The 17,826-nt window shown below is 38.0% G+C and carries 18 protein-coding genes; 17 read left to right on the forward strand and 1 reads right to left on the reverse strand.

Going from position 1 to position 17,826, the window contains the following annotated elements; all coding sequences use genetic code 11:
- Positions 1 to 54 precede the first annotated feature (54 nt).
- The 15 genes from FXV91_RS12765 to FXV91_RS12835 all read left to right on the forward strand — a co-directional run bounded on the left by FXV91_RS12765 (position 55) and on the right by FXV91_RS12835 (position 14,899).
- Positions 55 to 273, forward strand: coding sequence for a hypothetical protein (locus tag FXV91_RS12765; protein ID WP_229390979.1), 219 nt, complete (start codon positions 55 to 57; stop codon positions 271 to 273).
- Positions 274 to 839: 566 nt separating this feature from the next.
- Positions 840 to 1,160: a metalloregulator ArsR/SmtB family transcription factor gene (locus FXV91_RS12770; protein WP_229390980.1), complete on the forward strand. Its 321-nt coding sequence runs from the start codon at positions 840 to 842 to the stop codon at positions 1,158 to 1,160.
- A gap of 126 nt (positions 1,161 to 1,286) precedes the next feature.
- Positions 1,287 to 2,036: an arsenite methyltransferase gene (locus FXV91_RS12775; RefSeq protein ID WP_229390981.1), complete on the forward strand. Its 750-nt coding sequence runs from the start codon at positions 1,287 to 1,289 to the stop codon at positions 2,034 to 2,036.
- Positions 2,037 to 2,367: 331 nt separating this feature from the next.
- Positions 2,368 to 3,465, forward strand: a complete 1,098-nt coding sequence (locus tag FXV91_RS12780) for a NosD domain-containing protein (protein ID WP_229390982.1) — start codon at positions 2,368 to 2,370, stop codon at positions 3,463 to 3,465.
- A gap of 551 nt (positions 3,466 to 4,016) precedes the next feature.
- Positions 4,017 to 5,384, forward strand: coding sequence for a mannose-1-phosphate guanylyltransferase/mannose-6-phosphate isomerase (locus tag FXV91_RS12785; RefSeq protein ID WP_345945515.1), 1,368 nt, complete (start codon positions 4,017 to 4,019; stop codon positions 5,382 to 5,384).
- 9 nt (positions 5,385 to 5,393) lie between these two features.
- Complete coding sequence (gene rfbC, locus FXV91_RS12790; RefSeq protein WP_229390983.1) at positions 5,394 to 5,945, forward strand: dTDP-4-dehydrorhamnose 3,5-epimerase; 552 nt, start codon at positions 5,394 to 5,396, stop codon at positions 5,943 to 5,945.
- A gap of 125 nt (positions 5,946 to 6,070) precedes the next feature.
- A complete protein-coding gene (rfbB, locus tag FXV91_RS12795; RefSeq protein ID WP_229390984.1) occupies positions 6,071 to 6,970 on the forward strand; it encodes a dTDP-glucose 4,6-dehydratase in 900 nt (299 codons plus the stop codon).
- Positions 6,943 to 7,752: a dTDP-4-dehydrorhamnose reductase gene (gene rfbD / locus FXV91_RS12800; protein WP_229390985.1), complete on the forward strand. Its 810-nt coding sequence runs from the start codon at positions 6,943 to 6,945 to the stop codon at positions 7,750 to 7,752. The genes rfbB and rfbD overlap by 28 nt, the downstream gene beginning before the upstream one ends.
- Positions 7,749 to 8,471 carry a sugar phosphate nucleotidyltransferase gene (locus FXV91_RS12805; RefSeq protein WP_229390986.1) on the forward strand — a complete coding sequence of 241 codons (723 nt, stop codon included), beginning with the start codon at positions 7,749 to 7,751 and terminating at the stop codon, positions 8,469 to 8,471. Before rfbD ends, FXV91_RS12805 begins: the two co-directional genes overlap by 4 nt.
- A 6-nt stretch (positions 8,472 to 8,477) precedes the next feature.
- A complete protein-coding gene (locus tag FXV91_RS12810) occupies positions 8,478 to 9,905 on the forward strand; it encodes a flippase (protein WP_229390987.1) in 1,428 nt (475 codons plus the stop codon).
- Positions 9,906 to 9,907: 2 nt separating this feature from the next.
- The gene (locus FXV91_RS12815) at positions 9,908 to 10,870 is read left to right on the forward strand and encodes a glycosyltransferase family 2 protein (RefSeq protein ID WP_229390988.1); all 963 of its coding nucleotides are present in this window, start codon (positions 9,908 to 9,910) and stop codon (positions 10,868 to 10,870) included.
- Positions 10,858 to 11,658, forward strand: coding sequence for a glycosyltransferase (locus FXV91_RS12820; protein ID WP_229390989.1), 801 nt, complete (start codon positions 10,858 to 10,860; stop codon positions 11,656 to 11,658). The genes FXV91_RS12815 and FXV91_RS12820 overlap by 13 nt, the downstream gene beginning before the upstream one ends.
- 301 nt (positions 11,659 to 11,959) lie before the next feature.
- Positions 11,960 to 13,078, forward strand: coding sequence for a glycosyltransferase family 1 protein (locus tag FXV91_RS12825; RefSeq protein ID WP_229390990.1), 1,119 nt, complete (start codon positions 11,960 to 11,962; stop codon positions 13,076 to 13,078).
- Complete coding sequence (locus FXV91_RS12830; protein WP_229390991.1) at positions 13,078 to 13,998, forward strand: glycosyltransferase; 921 nt, start codon at positions 13,078 to 13,080, stop codon at positions 13,996 to 13,998. Before FXV91_RS12825 ends, FXV91_RS12830 begins: the two co-directional genes overlap by 1 nt.
- 16 nt (positions 13,999 to 14,014) lie before the next feature.
- The gene (locus tag FXV91_RS12835) at positions 14,015 to 14,899 is read left to right on the forward strand and encodes a glycosyltransferase family 2 protein (protein WP_229390992.1); all 885 of its coding nucleotides are present in this window, start codon (positions 14,015 to 14,017) and stop codon (positions 14,897 to 14,899) included.
- An 87-nt stretch (positions 14,900 to 14,986) separates the two neighbouring features.
- On the opposite strand, the gene FXV91_RS20255 is transcribed toward FXV91_RS12835, so the two are convergent.
- Positions 14,987 to 16,060, reverse strand: coding sequence for a glycosyltransferase family 4 protein (locus FXV91_RS20255; protein ID WP_229390993.1), 1,074 nt, complete (start codon positions 16,058 to 16,060; stop codon positions 14,987 to 14,989).
- A gap of 66 nt (positions 16,061 to 16,126) precedes the next feature.
- Between FXV91_RS20255 and FXV91_RS12845 the strand changes: the two genes are divergently transcribed.
- The gene (locus FXV91_RS12845) at positions 16,127 to 17,281 is read left to right on the forward strand and encodes a glycosyltransferase (protein WP_229390994.1); all 1,155 of its coding nucleotides are present in this window, start codon (positions 16,127 to 16,129) and stop codon (positions 17,279 to 17,281) included.
- 50 nt (positions 17,282 to 17,331) lie between these two features.
- Positions 17,332 to 17,826 (forward strand): STT3 domain-containing protein (locus tag FXV91_RS12850; protein ID WP_275948901.1); only part of this gene is annotated, 495 nt, incomplete at its 3' end.

A 17,826-nucleotide genomic window follows, 5' to 3' on the forward strand; every position in this document is an offset into this window, starting at 1 on the left:
CCTTTCTATTTTTTTGTGCTGAAATAAGTAATAGAATATATAGGGGTTTATTCTATGACCGAGGAAATTGGTGTTGAGCCTGTAAATCCGGTGGAGAAAGAGCACGGAGGCAAAAAAAAGCCTCTGGTAAGTTGTGAAAAATACGATGAAGAAGAGAGAAAAACACTTCTTAAGGAAGAACGGGGAGATGACGAAGAAGCTAAAGTTGAGCCTATACATCCCTCTGAACAGAGAGGAGGTAAAAAGAAAGGCCTTCTTGACACGTGCAAGTAAACAGGCTTTTATTCTTACCTTATTACTACGAGAGCGTGGAGAGTCACGAATACCTCGTTTTTCATATCGGGGATGAAGTGAACCCCGCCTCTTTTTAGTTTCGGTTTAAACATTTAAATCATCTTTTCTTTGCAAAATGACAGGGAGTCGGATAGGAAACCGAAAGCAGAGTTTCAATCATTTATTTTAAGGAAACCTTGTTTAAGGGATGCTTAACTATTCCCTTGAAACCGAGCTGGCAGCCCGAACACAGCCTGAAGCACAGCCTGAAGCACAGCCCGAAGCATGCTCCATCATTTAGGGTGGGGTGGCCGCACGTAATTTGATTTTTTTAATTTTTTATCCTTTATTCTTTATTCTTTAATTTCTCTTTTATCCTTTGATTTTACCTATGATCTCATTTCATTCTATTTTTTAGCTCTTTACTTCTGGTTGATTTAAAATATCCTTCTTTATCGATTTATCCCGATAATCCCGTTAAGTGCATGTTTTTATGTCTGCCCAAATCCCTTCCGGCAGCTTTCCATTAAATATATATGGATATATGCGCATATATTCATATACTTATGATTGATAGTAAAGTAAAGTTCTTTAAAGCTCTCGGAGATGAGACACGGCTTACTATCCTTTCTTACCTGCTGGAACACAGTTATTGCGCCTGTGACTTTTCTTCCCTTACAAAAAAGGACCAGACTACAGTTTCAAAGCACTTGAAGGTTCTTGTTGAAGCTGGAATTTTAAAGTACGAAAAACAGGGAAGAAACATCATCTACAGCATCAAAAACGAGGAGACCAATTGCTTGCTTTTATCTCTTGGAATCCGGGATATAAAACCCTGTTGTGATAAGCAACATTTTTCCAGAGTGTGTTCTACAGATAAGACCTAAATCTGAATTAACAACATCCTAAAGAAGGAACTAACGATCAGCTGAGGGTAAAGCTAGCTAAGGATAACAGAAAATAAATTTAAGGTAAAAAAGGAAGATACGAACAATAAGGAATGGGATAAAAGAATGGATGACACTGAGAAAAAAGAAATTATCAAAAAGAAGTATCAGGAAATTGCAACTTTAGGGGGCTCCTGCTGTTCTGGCGGCGGGTGCTGCGGTGATTCGGGTCCAGTAGACCTTTCCAGGTCTCTTGGCTATTCGGAAGCTGATGTTCAGGCTGTCCCGGATGCAAACCTTGGCCTTGGCTGTGGCAACCCTACTGCTTTTGCGGAACTGAAACCTGGAGACATTGTCCTGGATCTGGGTTCAGGTGCGGGATTTGATTGTTTTCTTGCTGCACAGAGGGTCGGAATCTCAGGCAAAGTCATCGGAGTTGATATGACTCCTGAAATGATTGAAAAAGCACAGGCCAACGCCCGAGAGTATGGCTATTCTAATGTTGAGTTCCGCCATGGAGATATTGAAGATCTTCCTATTGATGACAGTTCTGTGGATGTTATTATTAGCAACTGCGTGATTAACCTGGCGCCGGATAAAGAAAAAGTTTTCAGGGAAGCATTTCGAGTTCTGAAGCCCGAAGGCAGGATGTATGTTTCGGATATGGTCCTTCTGGCTGATTTACCCGAAGACCTTAAAAACGATACTGGTCTGCTTGCAGGCTGTGTCGCTGGTGCTGTGTTAAAAGAGGAGTATCTAAGGCTTTTAAAAAAGGCAGGGTTTTCGGTTGAAATCCTGGCTGAAGATGCGGATATAAGTAAAAGGCAATACGGAGGTCTGCCAGTCGAAAGCCTGAAATTAAAAGCCTGGGTATAAAAAAAAGATACGAATGACATATGGGGAGAAGGTATGAGTGAACGTATAGGAAGAAAGTATGAGTGAAAGTATAGGAAGAAAGTATGAGTGAAAGTATAGGAAGAGGATGTTAAAGTGAGATTTTTCAACTTCTTGCTTCCTTTTCAAACTGCAGTCACTTATTTCTTTTAATAAAGCAGATTTGATGAAAAGAGTTTTGTCAGCAAGATTCCTCAGAAACTCTGCTTCAATAACTATATCCATCAATCTATTTATATTACTATTCAATTATTATTTTTAATGGTCTGAATATTTCGGGTTTGATCTTCCGAATTCAGGGACCCTCCTGAAGATGGGGTACAGGGTAGCAGGAGTCGGTCTCTTTGAGGTGATACTGCTGAATACTATAAGAGCCGTAAAAATCTGTTTTACAATAGGTTTTATACTTCTGTTGCTCAGCTCAGGCTCTGCAGCTGCCAGAAGGATTACTGTGGGGAGTGATGAAAATAAGGATTTTTCTTCTATTCAGGAGGCTGTGAACGCAGCAAAGGCTGGAGATACGGTTTATGTGTATAACGGGCTTTACATGGAGAATATATATCTTGATAAAGAAATCTCAGTTCGCTCTATCTCCGGAATACCTGAAAAAAATATTGTTACGGCAAAAGACCCCGGTGATCATGTATTTCATGTAACTGCAAATAACGTAACTATAAGCGGCTTTTCCATAAATGGCGCTAACGATGCTCAGAAAGCTGGCATTTATCTGGAGAATGCACAGGGAATTATGGTAAGCAACAATAATCTTTCCAGTAATCGCCTGGGAATTTATCTCGACTCTTCTACTACTAATATGTTGAATCTGAATGATGTCTCCGAAAATGAGGTGGGGATCTTCCTCAATACCTCAGAGGACAACTGGATTATAAATAATAAAGTAAAAATGAACAGTTTGAATGGAATTTTCCTTGAAGCTTCTGATGGAAATCAATTAAAAGGAAATCTTTTGCATTTCAACACAGAATACGGCCTTATGCTCTCAAATAGCAGTAAAAACCTCATTTACGATAACTATTTTCAGAACTCTGAAAATGTTGGCTATAAAGGAACCAACCTGGAAAATGCCTGGAATATGAGTATGAAGAGAGGAATCAATATTGTAGGAGGCTCATATCTCGGTGGAAATTACTGGACCGGCCCTGAAAGTACTGCCCTGTGTGTTATCGAAGACCTGGACGATAATGGTTTCTGTGATTCGTCCTACGATCTGGGAGAGGGTAATATTGACTACATGCCTCTTATCCGGCGTCCTCAAGCTTTTCAGAATAGAGAGCGTCCAATTACGGTTACCCTTTTTGGGTTTGCTTTACTAGTATTTGGCCTTACAGCGTTTATCGTAAAGAGGGTAATGGGTTGGGGAGGAAATGATTATGGAAAAAACGAAAAGTAAAATAAACAGATATAGAGTAATAAAGTGGAGCGAATAAAGCAAAGTAAAACTAAATTTGGTGATCCATAGCTAGTCGGTTGATATTACTACAGTGCAACCTTAATGGTATCTTTTAACCTTTCTTTATAGACGTCGTGCGCAGCATGGACTATCGGCTTTGATCATATTAAGGATCAATCTTCAACTGCACAGGATAAAATATAGTGTCAAAATATCAACTACTTGACCCTAGACGATCAAAAACTGAAAGCAAACAAAATATGGCACTTTTAAACAGGCATCAAATATACTTAGCAAACCCGGAAAATTTTAAATTCACTTTTTATTTAATAAACTTCCCGGAAAAAGCTTATTTAAAGGCTTCTTTATATATTGCTTGAAAAATTATATTTTCAGATATGTGTATCTGGTTTAAAGTGTATTTAGTTAGTATATTTGTTTCAATAAATTACTTCAAAAATTTCGTTACTTCAAAACAATCTATGTATTAATATAGAGTGGGTTATACTAGATTAGATATATTTTATCAAACACCTAAAGGAGATGACAGAATTAAGTCGATAATTCTTGCAGGTGGCTCAGGGACGAGACTCTGGCCTCTCAGCCGGGAAATGTATCCCAAACAATTTTTAAAATTCGGGGACACATCACTTTTTCAAGAGACTGTGCTTCGATGTCTTGAGGTTTCAGATATTTCTGAGATTTTTGTTGTAACGAATGAAGCTCAGAAATTTTTCGTAATTGGGCAGATCAAAGAGATAGGATATCCAATTCCTCTTGAGAATGTTCTGATCGAGCCTGAAGGCAAGAACACGCTTCCTGCAATTTTCTTTGGAATGAAAGAGATTGAAAAAAAATTCGGGGATTCAATTGTAGGGGTATTCTCCTCAGACCATGTGCTTGACAGAACTGCAATGGCAACGATCTCTTCAGCTGAAAAACTGGCTTCGGATTATCTGGTGACTTTCGGGGTTGTTCCCACATTTCCTCATACGGGATACGGATACATTAAATCCTCAGAGTCCTGCGAGCCTGGTTACAGGGTTTCGGAATTCAGAGAAAAACCTGATTTTGAAACCGCGCAAATATACATTGAAGAGGGCTGTCTCTGGAATAGCGGAATGTTTCTCTTTGAGACGCGGCTCTTCTTTGAAGAAGTCAAAAAACATGCGCCTACGGTTTTTGCCTGTTTTGAGAAAGGGGACAATATTAATGAGATTTATGCATGTGTTGATAAGGTTTCCATTGACTATGGCATAATGGAAAAGTCCGATAGGGTCGCTGTTGTAAAGCTGGACCAGAAGTGGAGTGATCTTGGAAACTTTGCGGCAATTTATGATGAGCTGGAAAAGGATTCAGTAGGAAATGTGATCCATGAATGTGACCCGGTGCTTCTTAACTCTGATGGAAATCTGGTATATTCTAAATGCGGTAAAATCGTTTCCCTGATCGATGTTAAAGATATGGTTGTTGTTGATACGAGTGATGCCCTGTTAATATGTCCCAAGTCCAGCAGCCAGAAAGTAAAGGAAATAGTCTCCGAGCTGAAGGTCAGGAAAGATGAAAGGGCATTTGTAGGGCAAACAGTCTATCGGCCCTGGGGCTCATATACACTACTTGATGCCTCTCCCGGTCATAAGATAAAGAATATAACTGTACTCTCGGATCACAAGTTAAGCCTGCAACTGCACTACCACAGGAGTGAACACTGGGTGGTCGTAAAAGGTATGGCATGCGTACAGGTGGATGGGGAGCAATTTTTCCTGAGACCCGGGGAAAGCACATATATCAGAGCCGGACAAAAGCACAGGCTGTCGAATCCCGGAAAAGTCCCTCTTGAAATTATTGAGGTGCAATTAGGAGAGCTTGTGGATGAAGGAGATATTGTCAGGTTTGATGATGTATATGGGAGAAGCTGAGGAAAAGGTATGAAGATAATAAGTACTGAAATAAATGACCTCTTCATACTCGAACCTGAAGTTTTTGGGGATGATAGGGGCTACTTTTTTGAGAGTTACAATAAAATGAAACTTGATTCTCTTATTGGAAGTGTATACACCTTTGTTCAGGACAATGAGTCAAAGTCCTCTTATGGGGTGATTCGCGGGCTGCACTATCAACTGGCGCCTTTCAGTCAGGCGAAACTCGTAAGGGTCTTGCAGGGGAAGGTATACGATGTTGCCGTAGACCTAAGGAAAAGCTCTCCCTCCTTCGGGAACTGGGTTGGAGTTGAACTTTCAGATGAAAACAAGAGGCAATTTCTTATTCCAAAGGGTTTTGCCCATGGATTTTCCGTACTGAGTGAAACCGCAGTCTTTGCATACAAGTGTGATGAATACTACCATCCAGAAGCTGAGGCAGGAATCGTTTTCAATGATTCTTCGTTGAATATTAATTGGAAAGTAAAGGATGAGGATCTAAAAGTTTCTTCTAAAGACGGACTACTTTCCAAATTTGAAAAAGCCAGGATGAATTTTTAATACACAAATTTTATCTTTTAAAACAGTTTGTATAATATTGTTACGTATGATTTGCAGAGGTGACCTGAACGAAACTGCTGGTAACAGGAGGCTGCGGATTTATAGGCAGCAATTTCATCCGTTATATGCTGAAAAAGTATCCTAATTATCGGATTATAAATCTTGACAAACTAACATATGCCGGGAATCCAGCTAATCTTAAAGATATTGAGAATAATCCGAATTATTCTTTTGTCAAAGGAGATATCTGCGACTCTGTAATTGTGAATGAGGTAATGAAAAACGTAGATCGTGCAGTTCATTTCGCAGCCGAAAGCCACGTTGACCGTTCAATTGAAGATGGCTCGGTTTTCGTCAGGACAAATGTGCTCGGTACAAACACTCTTCTCCAGAGTGCACTTGCAAACGACGTCAGAAAATTTATCCATGTTTCAACTGATGAGGTATACGGTAGTATAAAAAAAGGTTCTTTTACCGAAACAGACAACCTGAACCCTTCAAGCCCTTATTCTTCAAGCAAAGCCGGCTCAGATCTTCTTGCAATGTCCTACTACACAACTTACGGGCTGCCAGTATGCATTACCAGATGTACAAACAATTTCGGGCCTTATCAGTATCCTGAAAAATTGATTCCTTTTTTCATCAGCCGATTAATGGAAGGGAAAAAAGTTCCAGTGTACGGTACAGGTCTGAATATCCGGGACTGGATATATGTTGAAGACCACTGTTCTGCAATAGATTTTGTCCTGCACAATGGAAGTAATGGAGAAATCTATAACATCGATGGCGGAAACGAACTAACTAATCTCGAAATAACTCATCGCCTTCTAAAAATGCTTGGCAAAGATGAATCTTCAATTGAATATGTGGAGGATCGAAAAGGACACGACTTCCGGTATTCCCTTGACGGCAGCAAACTTGAGAAGATGGGTTGGAAACCGAAATACGACTTTGATACTGCTCTTGGGCAAACAGTCCAATGGTATGTTGAAAATCGATGGTGGTGGGAGCCATTAAGACACTGATCATTGGCTCAAGCGGGATGCTCGGCTTCGATCTTTGCAAAGTGTTTCCTGATGCTGTCAAACTGACTCACAGGGAGCTTGATATAACAAACAAAGAACAGGTTTTAGAGTCTATTCAAAGAATAAAACCGGACCTTGTTATAAATGCTGCTGCTTATACTGATGTTGACGGCTGTGAGGATAATCAGGAACTGGCGTTTCAGGTCAACGGATATGGGCCCGGGCATATTGCCGAAGCTTGCAGTAGTATAGGGGCGACACTTGTACATTTCAGTACTGATTATGTATTCGACGGGTCCAGACATGAGTACATAGAATCTGACACTCCAAATCCCATCAACGTATATGGTCAATCAAAACTTCTTGGGGAACAGGAAATTACCGAAAACACAGGTGACTACAGGATTATCAGGATTTCCTGGCTTTTTGGCACTCACGGAAAAAATTTCGTAGAGACGATGCTGAAACTGTCTCCTCAGATGGATAAAGTTAAGGTAGTAAATGACCAGTTCGGAAAACCCACCTATACAATAGACCTTGCAAATAAAATCATGGATGTTCTTGAACTTGAAGCAGGGATATATCATTTAACGAACGAAGGTGTATGTTCCTGGTATGAGTTTGCATCTGCAATTATAGATAACGTTGTTCCGTGCACAAGTGAAGAGTTTCCAAGAAAAGCAAAACGTCCAAAGTATTCTGTTCTTACAAACACTAAAACCGAACCCATGAGGCACTGGAAAGCGGCACTCAAAGCTTATATGAAGGAGAAAAATACATGAAAGGCGTGATACTTGCAGGCGGTACGGGCAGCAGGCTCTATCCCCTTACTAAGGTTACAAATAAACATCTTTTGCCAGTCTATGATAAGCCAATGATATTTTATCCCATCCAGACCCTTATTAACGCAGGGATCAAGGAGATAATGATCGTATCTGGTAGGGGCCATGCAGGGCACTTTCTTGAGCTTCTGGGTTCGGGAGCAGATCTTGGGGTTAAGTTCACATATGAAATTCAGGAAGAAGCCGGAGGGATCGCACAGGCTTTAGGTCTTGCTGAGAGTTTTGCCGATGAAGAGGACGTGGCTGTAATTCTTGGAGATAATATTTTCCAGGATAACATTAAAATTGATGTCTCAAACTTTACAGGCGGTGCCAAGATCTTCCTGAAGGAAGTCCCGGACGCCCACAGGTTTGGAGTTGCGGAGCTGAAAGGCGATAAAGTAGCAGGAATCCAGGAGAAACCTCGGGAGCCTAAAAGCAGTTTTGCAGTTACAGGCCTTTATATCTATAGCAATAATGTGTTCAAAGTGGTTAAAGCCTTAAAGCCTTCTGCACGAGGAGAACTTGAGATCACTGATGTGAATAATTATTTTGTTAACAATGGAACTATGGAGTACCGTATTCTGGACGGCTTCTGGAGTGATGCCGGAACTTTTGAAAGTCTGTTAAGAGCAGGGGTATTGATCCAGAAATATAATAAAAACAAAAATCTGGAGTAAAACTCATTGACTACAGTTAGAAAGATAGCCAGGAACAGTTTATTCTTACTTTCCGGTCAAATAGTAAATCTAGTTTTTGGCTTCTTTTATTTTGTTTATATGGCCCGATATCTTGGGGCTGAAGATTTAGGAGTATTAAGTCTCGCGCTGTCTCTGAGCATAATTATCGGGCTTTTAGGAGATATTGGATTAAGTTCATTAATGGCAAGAGAAGTCTCACGTAATCAGTCCCTGGCTCCTAAGTATCTTGGAAATATTTTTTTCATAAAAGTCATATTAGCAATAGTTACTTTTGGAGTTGTTGCAACTGTAACAAATATTCTTGGTTATTCAGAACAGACAATAAAGGTAATTTATTTAATTACACTATCTAATATTGCGACAAGCTTCACTCAAACGTTTAATTCTATTTTTCAAGCATTTGAAAGATTTGAGTACCAATCCATTGGTATGATTCTAAATAGTACACTAATGTTGATAGGGATTTTTTTTGCAGTAAAACATAATTTTGATTTAATTTATTTTGCATTCATTTATCTTATTGTAAACGTGATTATCCTTGTATACAGCTTCATTTTTTGTCTCTGGAAATTTACAATTCCAAGTTTAAAGATTGATTGGATCTTCTGGAAGCAGACAATCTTAGAATCAATACCTTTCTGGTTAAATAGTGTTTTTGTTGTAATTTATTTTAAAGTAGATATGGTAATGCTTTCGACAATGGACGGAGATACTGTAGTTGGGTGGTACGCAGCATCTTACAGGTTAATAGATGCTCTTGGCTTCATTCCTGCAGTCCTTATGAGTACCATGTATCCTGTATTCTCTAAATTTCATATTAGCTCAAAAGAATCCCTTGAATTTGCTTTTAAAAAATCATTTAAATTTTTAACGATACTTGCGATTCCCATTGGTATAGGAACTACTCTTCTGGCAGAAAATATTATTCTATCTATATATGGCTCAGAGTATACACCTTCGGTTATTGCTTTGCAGATTCTAATATGGGCGAGTGTATTGAGCTTTATTAATTATACTCCTGCAACCTACTTAACTTCCACAAACAAACAAAGGATGCTTATGATTCTTACCTTCATGGGAGCAATTTTGAATGTTGTTTTAAATTTTATTTTAATTCCATTGCTTAGCTATAATGGAGCTGCCATTGCGACTGTTTGCACAGAGCTTGTTGTAGGATTACTAATGATAAACAGGATACACAGGGTACAGGATTTATCTTTTTTATTCTCGGATGTTATTTTTAAGTCGTTAATTGCAGGGATTTTCATGGGCATATTTATACTATTTTTCCGGGATTATTCATTTATACTGTTAATTTTGTCTGCAGCAATTCTATACTTCATTGTCCTGTACATTATAAATGGTTTTGAAAAAGAGGATATTAATTTATTTAATCAAGCATTGGGAAGGTAAATATGAACTACCCTAGAGTTAGCATTATCATCCTTAACTGGAATGGCAAGGAAAATACCATAAATTGCCTTGAAGCACTTAAGCTAACAACTTACTCTAACTATGAAACTATAGTAGTTGACAATGGATCTACAGATGGGTCTACAAAATATTTCAAAGATAATTATCCCGGGATCAAACTTATTGAAAATAGGACAAATTTAGGATTCGCTGAAGGAAATAATGTAGCCATAAGAGAAGTTTTAATAAAAGAGAAAAGTAAGTACATTTCTTTGCTGAATAACGATACAATAGTAAAACCCGATTGGCTGGAAAAACTCGTAGAGGCTTTAGAGTCCGATGAAAAAATAGGCTCTTGCCAGCCAAAGATATTGTCGTTAATCAATCCCGATATGATTGATGCAGTCGGGATTTCTATTGACAGGTACGGAGGAGCAGCACAGGAAGGTCATAACGAAAAAGATCTCGGTCAGTATGATCAGATTACAGAAGTATTTGGGGTGTGTGCAGGTGCCGCTCTGTATAGGGCAAAAATGCTAGGTCAGATAGGTCTCTTTGATGAAGATTTTTTTGCTTATTATGAAGATGTTGACCTTGCTATACGTGCAAGGTTATTCGGATGGAAAAGTGCCTGTATCCCTCAAGCTGTGATATATCACATACATTCCGCAACCCTTGGAAATGACTCTCCCTTTAAGAGGTATCTTCTTGAACGAAACTCCTACTATTATGTTATTAAGAATTTACCTATGAAGACCATTATGCTATTTTTTATTTCAAAAGTTCGTTCCACCTTTTTCTCATTAATAAGTTTAACCAGAAATAAAAAATTCAGTTTAATTAAATCTCTGATTAAAGGGAATCTGGATGCTCTGAGAAATTTTCCTATCGTAATCTCTAAAAGGGCAGAAATTCAAGCTAAAAGATCAATTTCAGAAGAAGATTTTAAAATGTGGTTGAAATAATGATCTCGGTTGTTTGTGTTTATAACGATGAAAAAATATTTAACGATTTTCTGCTCAAAAGTCTGAAGAATCAAACTGCAGAATTTGAGCTTATCGGGATCGATAATACTTCAAATGAATTCAAATCCGCAGCTGCAGCTCTTAACTTTGGTGGAAATAAGGCCAGGAATAAATACATAATGTTTGCCCATCAAGATGTGAGTTTTCTTCCAAATTCCTGGCTTGAAGATACAGAGAAATTTCTTGATTCCACTGGTAGTTTTGGGATTGCCGGGATAGTTGGCATGAGTGAAATCGGGAGTTCTAATCAGAAACGAGGACGAAATATTATAAAACACGGAGAACCTCCAGAAGCATGGTCATGGGGAAACAGAATACAAAAGCCAGAGCCTGTACAAACACTTGACGAGTGCCTGGTAATAGTACCAAGATCTACTTTTGATGTTCTCCAATTTGACGAAAAGACCTGTGATGGGTGGCACTTGTATGCAGTAGACTATTGTCTCAGTGCTAAAGAAAGAGGATTTGGAGTTTATGTGCTTCCAATGGAGATTTACCATTTATCCAAAGGAGCAGTCAATAAAAAAAAGTTTAAGCTAATAAACGGTCCGCTCCCAGATGATTACTATGAGATCCTTGAGAAAGTAATTAAAAAACACGCTGATACTTATAAAATAATTTATACTACATGTGGAGAGTGGAACACTTTATATCCGGTAACTCTTCAAAAATGCAGCTTTTTGACAAAAACGCTTACATACCTACATAAAGTGTTGAAATATAAATGAAAGGCTAAGGACATATGGGTTTTAACCCAGATATATTCCTCGACTCTAAAAATAATAAATTGAATAATTTAGATTATTTAGATTATTAAATAATATTAGGTAGTTCTAAATGCATTTTATTTATTGCTCTAAATAAACTGGGTCTTGAAAATAGGTCGTTGATCAAATATGAAAAGATGAGTATATTCGACATTTTAGGGAATAAATAGAAGGGTTTTGAGACATATGTTTTTAGCAACTATCTCTAAGACTAACTTTTATATCCCATTAAATTTTATTGCAGTTATTCGGGGACAGAATAATGAATATTGCTTTCCTTACTACCAGGTTAACAAAATACGACGCTATAAGTAATTATAGTGTGGATATGCTAAAAAAGCTTTCAGATAGCCATCATGTTGATCTTTATACTTTTGTAACTCAGACCGAAATACCCGCTAAAGTCAGTCAATACAATTATACTAGCATAAAAGACCACAACATTAAATCTGTCCTTTTTGCTGTGACAAAAATATATCCACTGGCTCAAAAATTGAAAAAATATAATTTATTAATTTTATATAGTCCAGACATACCTGCTTTATTCAGTGCTCATCTTGCTAAATCCTTTAATCCGAATTTGAAATTAATATGGGATTTTCAGGGTATAACTCCAATACGTTATATGTACTTTAAAGATAAGTTGTTGACCTCTGTAAGACGTTTTGTAAGCCTCAGATCAATGAAATCAAGCAATCTGATTTTAGTCCGAAGTGAATCTGTAAAAAAGGAAATCGAGCCATATGTTAACGCAAGGAAAAACCGAAAGATATTGGTAACACCATTGGGAATACATCTTGATCGTTTTAATTATATAGATGCTGAGGAAATTAGAAGAAAACATAATCTGTACGGCCGTTTTGTTTTATTGTACGTGGGCCGCCTGGTGCCGTCAAAACAGGTTGATTTCCTGATTAAAGCTATACCCAACCTTAGCGAAGATTTTTTATTAGTTATTGTGGGGAGCGGGATCGAAAAAGAAAACTTGGAAAATCTAGCAGTTTCTTTAAATGTCAAGGATCGGGTCATTTTTGCCGGAAGAGTCTCAGATGATGACTTGCCGAAATATTACGCTTCTTCAAATGCATTTGTTACAGCAAGTTTACACGAAGGTTTTTGTGTACCAATTATAGAGTCTTTTGCGAGTGGTAAACTAGCCGTTGTCCCTAACAGGGCTTCAATGCCAGAGGTAGTTGCGGATGGTGGGCTGATTTATGATGGATCCATGGAAGATTTCTTGTCTAAATTGGGGAGTTTAAAAGATCAGGCAGTCCTTGACAATATAAGTATAAAGGTAAATCAAATAATTAAAAAATATGATGTCTCAAAAGTGTCCGAAGAATATCTGGAAACTATAGAAAAAGCCATGGATGGATTCTGATGATCAATTTTCCCCAAGTTTCTTTTATTGTTTTAACTTTAAATAATCACAAAACTATACGGAGTTGCATTGAATCAATTATTTCACAAAAGTACTCTTCTTTTGAGGTTCTTGTTATTGATGGCGGGTCAAATGACGGAACACAAGAAATTGTTAATGAGTATAAAAATTTAAATGTGCATCTACATGAATTTGCAGGGTGTGGCATTGGAAAGTCAAGACAAATAGGGATCGACATCTCGACCGGGGAAATATGTGCATTTGTAGATTCCGATTGTGAACTTCCGGACTGTTCATGGACTGTAAAAATGGTCGAACCTTTCCTCAAATCTACCAGAGTGGGTGGAACATGGGCGCTTGGTGCCTATAAGAAGGAATATCCAAGTATAGCTCGTTATTCAATACTGCAGCATCCTTATCGCCGAAATGGAATTCCTGAACTTGTTGATGCTAATAACTACGTTGAAATTGGCACAGGACATACACTTCTGAAACGAAGTGCGATACTGGAGGTTGGAGGTTTTCCTGATTTTAAGTCTAAAGAGGATGTTGACTTAACCTGCAGGATTGCAAAAGCTGGATATACATTTGTTTATGTTAAAAACTGTGAAGTGTATCATCTGCATGCAACTACTTTTCGTGGTTTTGTGAAAAAATATGAGAGGGATATAAAAGCAGGTCTCAAAGAGAAAAGAGATAGTGGTGGAGAAAATAGCTGCAATAGTGGAGGGAGTAGTGGTGCAATTCCGTTTTTTATGTCAAATATGCTTATATATCCGACTGTATTAGCTCTCTACAGTATCATAAAAGATAGAGATCTTGCATGGCTGTGGCACCCTGTAGTATGTTCTGCAAAACTTATTATTGTAGCCAGATCCTTTTTGAAGATTAAACTTATGAAAAGTGGAAAAAAAGCCTGAAGTGTAGTAGGTAATTATGTTATCCGTTATCCTTTTAAATTATAATCAACCGGATATGACGATTGATTGCATAGAATACCTCCTTAAAAACAAAAATTACTGCAAAGATTTTGAGATAATTGTTATTGATAATGGTTCCAAAGATAACTCTGTTGTAAAACTCGCAGAGATTTCAAGCAAACACAATCTCCTTTTTATAGACAATAAGGAAAACCTAGGGTTCGCGGAGGGAAATAATGTAGGAATCCGAGAAGCTCGGGGAGAATGGGTATTATTACTGAATAATGATACTGTGTTTAAAGAAGAATTTATCTCAAAGATGGCTAAAGCTGCAATAGATAATCCTGACGCTGCAGCAATAGGGCCGAAGATTTATTATTATGACTCTCCTTCTAAAATTTGGTATAATGGTGGAAAAATCACAAAATATTATAACTTTGTAGACGATCAGTCGGTTGATAACGAAGATTATAAACAAGTTGAGTGGATAACTGGTTGCGCTCTAATGGTTAATAAAAAGGCATTCGAAAAAATAGGTCTTCTGGACAAAGATTTTTTTATGTATAATGAAGACGTTGATTGGTGTATAAGAGCCAGAAGAGCCGGGTTGAACCTGGTTTATACTCCTTATGCTGAAATCTGGCATATTGGTTCTAAAACAGCAAACGAGAGTTTTAAAAAATCCTTCCAAATCTACTATGGATATCGAAATAAATTATTTATTGTAAATAAAAACACTAAAGGTTTTGAATATATATATCTTATATTTGTTATCCTTTCTGGAATTTGTTTTAGGATCATAGACTCAATTGCAAAAGGGAATTTTGACTCTGCTAAAGGGTATTGGTTTGCAATGATTGATGGGTTAATGTACAAACCTAAAAATCGATTTCTACGATAAGTATAGAATATGGTTGTGTTAATTGTCACAACTATTGATATATTCCAAGCTTTTAATCGAGCTCCCAATTAAGTAAATCAGGTTTACTTATGCATTATATATCTTTTTTATTTCTTCTGTTACGTAATTCCAATCGAAAACTGTAAGATTCTCTGTAATAAATTCGTTATTTGATTTTACATCTTTTAGCTGATTTATTAACTTAATTATCCTTTCTTTTCTGATCGGCTTATCTACCCCGAAGCATCGAGTTCCATCCACAAATTCATCCAGCGCGCTGCCCAATACTACCACGCATGGCGTCCCGGAAGCCAGTGCTTCTGCGACCGTAATCCCATATGATTCATGAGACGAAAGCATCAAAAATATGTCCGCATCTGCATAACATTCAAGAAGCTCTTTTCTTGAAAGATTTTTTAGCCATTCTATTCTTTCCTTCACTCCAAGTTTTTCTGCTATATTGTGAAGTTCCTTTTCGTAAGGTCCTCTCCCTACAATTTTTAATCTAAAATCTTGGAGTCCGGGTAAGCTCTGAATTATATACTGTACTCCCTTATATTCTTCCAAACGCCCTACATAGAGAAGCATCTTTTCTTTGCTTTCATTTTTGTGATGTTTCAGATTTTTAAATTCTGAGAGATTAAGCCCATTCGGAATTTTTATAGTTTTTTCCTCAACATTAAAATCAGACTCTACCAGCCTTTTTTCGTATTCGGATATACATATAACGGTATCTGCACGAGAAAATATCATTTTTCCAAAAAATTTATAGGGCTTATGGAGCAGATTTCTGAATGGAGTATGTCCCCCACGATGGTAATACGGAGAGAACACAAACTTTTTTTTGCGTTCGCTTAGAGCTGCAAAAAGAGCCGGAAGCGCATGATAGCTATGCGCATGAATTACATCATAGTTATGATTCTTCAGATAGATGTATATTTGTGGAGCAAAGTAATACGCACTTCCAGGGGCAAACGATTTGAATCTTGTAACCCTCACCCCATTTATTATGTCCTCTTTTTTCAGTTTACCGCTAGGGTCTGTAGTTATTACTTCTACATCATGTCCTTCTGAAACCAGTCTTTCGCTGATTTCTTTGACATCGGTTTCAACTCCTCCAATGTCTGGGGAATATCTAGGGCAAATCTGTGCGATCTTCACTCACAAACCTCTCTTTAAAATCTAATGCATTAGCTTAATATAAAGATAATGTGATAGTTAAGGTAGATGGCATCAAGTAGAAGCATTTGCATAGTCGGACCTTCCAAGCGTTTTTTAAGTGGCATCAGTTATTATACCATCCGTCTGGCAAATGCAATGTCTGCAGAAAAAAATGTTTCTGTGATTTGCTTTAGGCAGTTATTGCCCACTTTCCTTTTCCCTGGAAAATCTCATGTCGGAAAAGACATTTCAAACCTGAACTTTTCATCCGGAATCCCGGTTTTCGATGGAATGGATTACAATAACCCGCTGACATGGGTCAGGGCGTACAGTTTTATTAAATTACATAAACCGGATGTTATAGTTTTGCAGTGGTGGACTTCTTCGGTTGCGCACATGCAGCTCCTACTAAAGATGTTTGCGGGTCTGTTAAATAAACCTAAAATCATAATAGAGTTTCATGAAGTTGTGGATCCATTTGAGGAATCCATACTTCCGATTCGTTTATATTCAAAAATAACGGGAAAACTGCTTCGCAAAAACCTTGATGCATATATTACCCATTCTGAATCCGATAAACAGCTTGTTTCAGAAAGATATGCAATTGCTCCTGAAAAAATCCATGTAATCCCACATGGGCTTTATGACCAGTATGGGGAACTGCTCGACATAAAAGAGGCAAGAAAGAACCTCTCGATAAATGATGAGTTTGTCATCCTTTCATTTGGTTTAATCCGAAAGTACAAAGGTACTCCATATTTGATCAGGGCTTTTGAACAGTTCCCTTCAGAAATCCTTGAGAAAAGCAGATTGCTGATTGTCGGAGAAATCTGGGAAGACCGGAAGGAACTGCTCGACCAGATTAAGGCTTCTCCAGCACATAACAAAATTACGCTTATAGACGAGTACGTTCCTGACGAGAAGGTAAATATTTATTTCAGCGCTGCAGATGTGGTGGTTCTGCCCTACCTGAGGGCTTCGCAGAGTGGAATTGCCCATATTGCCATGTCCTTTGGAAAACCTGTTGTAGTCTCCGCGGTGGGTGGTTTAAAAGAATCGATGGCTGGATATGAAGGTACTTTTTTTGTTCCTCCAGGTGATATCGAATCTATCCGAAAAGTTATACTGAGCCTTCCTGGGACGAGCAAATATTACGAAGCTCCAGATCAAAAATGGGATAAAATTATAAACCGTTACATCGAATTAATACAATCCATTTAACTTCTTCTGTAGCTCTAGATTAGTTGTATGTATTTCCCGAAGGGATTACTATGAGTTCTCAGGGTCGTCCTGTATTAACGTTTCAGTCTAAAATCAAATCCAGCTTGCCTTATACTCTGGCAGTTGCGATAATTGGTTTTGTAGCCCTATGGATCAGAATGCGTCCTTATGATTCTGTGTTTTTAGCCAATGGGTTTGTAAAGTTCACGAGCAATGACGCCTGGTACCATATGCGGACCTTAAATGTTCTTCTTGAAAACTACCCGAACAGGATGTTTTTCAACCCTATGACCAACTATCCTAACGGGAGCTACATCCATTTCGGTCCTCTTTATGATCAGATGATGGCCATAGCATCTCTATTTTTGGGACTGGGTAATCCTGGCCAGGATCTGATTAATACTGTAGGAGCCTATTTCCCTGCAGTGCTTGGGGCCCTGACTGTCATTCCTGTTTACTATATCGGAAAATATCTCGGAGGGCATAAAACAGGGGTACTGGCTGCRATCCTGATCGCGTTTGCTCCTGGGCAGTTTCTTTCACGT

Origin of the sequence: Methanosarcina sp. DH2 (assembly GCF_020804225.1) — an archaeon.
In the GTDB taxonomy this organism is placed as follows: domain Archaea; phylum Halobacteriota; class Methanosarcinia; order Methanosarcinales; family Methanosarcinaceae; genus Methanosarcina.